Origin of the sequence: Roseburia sp. OF03-24 (assembly GCF_003463035.1) — a bacterium.
GTDB classification, from domain to species: domain Bacteria; phylum Bacillota; class Clostridia; order Lachnospirales; family Lachnospiraceae; genus Roseburia; species Roseburia rectibacter.
Genome location: NZ_QSCK01000074.1, coordinates 1 through 1653 on the forward strand (window position 1 = coordinate 1; position 1653 = coordinate 1653).

General features: G+C 39.7%; 1 protein-coding gene. It reads left to right on the forward strand.

The features are described from left to right. Positions 1-163 precede the first annotated feature (163 nt). The gene (locus DXA60_RS18395) at positions 164-1489 is read left to right on the forward strand and encodes an IS1380 family transposase (RefSeq protein WP_117922688.1); all 1326 of its coding nucleotides are present in this window, start codon (positions 164-166) and stop codon (positions 1487-1489) included. Positions 1490-1653 lie beyond the last annotated feature (164 nt).

Sequence of the window (1653 nt, forward strand, 5' to 3'; positions counted from 1 at the left end):
CCTATATTATTCACGGCACAGCCGTGAAAGTGGCTGAAAACCACATAGTTTCTATATTTTAACTGAATATTGCTTTTCACCTATCAGATGAATGAAAAAAGAGCATCCATTTGTGGTAAAATTAAGGTGTCGAATCTTAAAAAATAACCCAAAGGAGCCCTTTATGAGTATTGTAAACACCTTAGCCTTAGAAAGCAATAGACAGATAAAAATAAATTTTGATGGAGGAGATCTCTCCTCCGATGCAGGTCTGCTTCTTATCAAAGAATTCATAAGCAAGCTTGGTATTGATAAGCTTTTAGACAAAACTTTCAAGACCAATGATCCTGCATTATTCAGATATCACACGGATCAGAAAAATCTGCTCCAGATGATATATATGATCATTGCCGGTTATTTCGAAGATGATGCTTCCGATGAACTGACCAATGATCCGGTATTCAAGTCTGTACTTGAAAAAGATGCACTTGCATCACAGCCTACGGTATCGAGATTCTTTAACCGTATGGATGAAGATACCTTAAACCAGTTCCTTGCGATTGCCAGAGTGCTTCGGAAGAAAATTTACAGTATTCAGATGCCATCGGCTGTTATTCTGGATCTGGATTCCACCCTTCTTGATGCATACGGCAGACAGGAAGGCAGAGCCTTTAACTTTCATTATCAAAGCAATGGTTATCATCCGCTTGTCTGTTATGACGGAATGACTGGAGATCTGATAAAAGTACAGCTTCGTGATGGAACACAGTATTCCTGTACAGGAGTGGTTGACTTCCTGCAGCCGATACTGGATGAATACCAGAATGATTATCCTGCAATCCGTATTCTGCTTCGTGGTGATAGTGGTTTTGCGACTCCTGATCTTTATAAGCAGTGCGAAGAAAACGGCACAAGCTATGTGATCCGGCTGAAGGAGAATGGTCTTCTCCGTGAAAAAGCATCCTATTTTGTGGATGAACTTAATGAAATCACCAGAAATAACAAAGTGGATTATGCGGTAGTTTATGGTGAATTCATGTACAAAGCAAAGTCATGGCCTTATGAAAGGCGTGTGGTATGCAAGGTTGAAAAGCCGGAAAACCAGATGGTTTACATGTACACATTTGTTGTCACAAACATGGATTCCGAACCAGAGTATCTTATCAAATTTTACTGCAAGCGAGGTCTGATGGAAAACTTTATCAAAGAAAGCAAATCCGGTTTTGATTTTGCTTCCATAAGCAGTCATACCAGAATCGTAAATGCAAACAGACTTCAGGTACACGCTCTTGCGTATAACATATTTAATTGGTTTAGACGATTGGCGTTATCAGCAAACATGCGAAAACAACGCATAGATACCGTCCGTTTAAAACTGCTGAAGATTGCTGCAAAAGTAATTCGTTCAGCAAGATATATCACATTCAAGCTGTGTAGCAGCTGCCCTTATAAGAATGAATTCTATGAGACACTTTCAAATATCGGTAAGCTGAATGTACAGCTGGAATAGCAACTATTAACGAACCTTGACAGCTTAATAACCGCTCAGGACTCTGCTACAGGGATTTTATACCCTTTTTGGAGATTGGTTGAGCGATGTTTAGGCTACATGGGTCAATTTGGGGATTCATGGTACAGTTATCAGTTCAGATACTGTTCCGTGAATAATTCAGG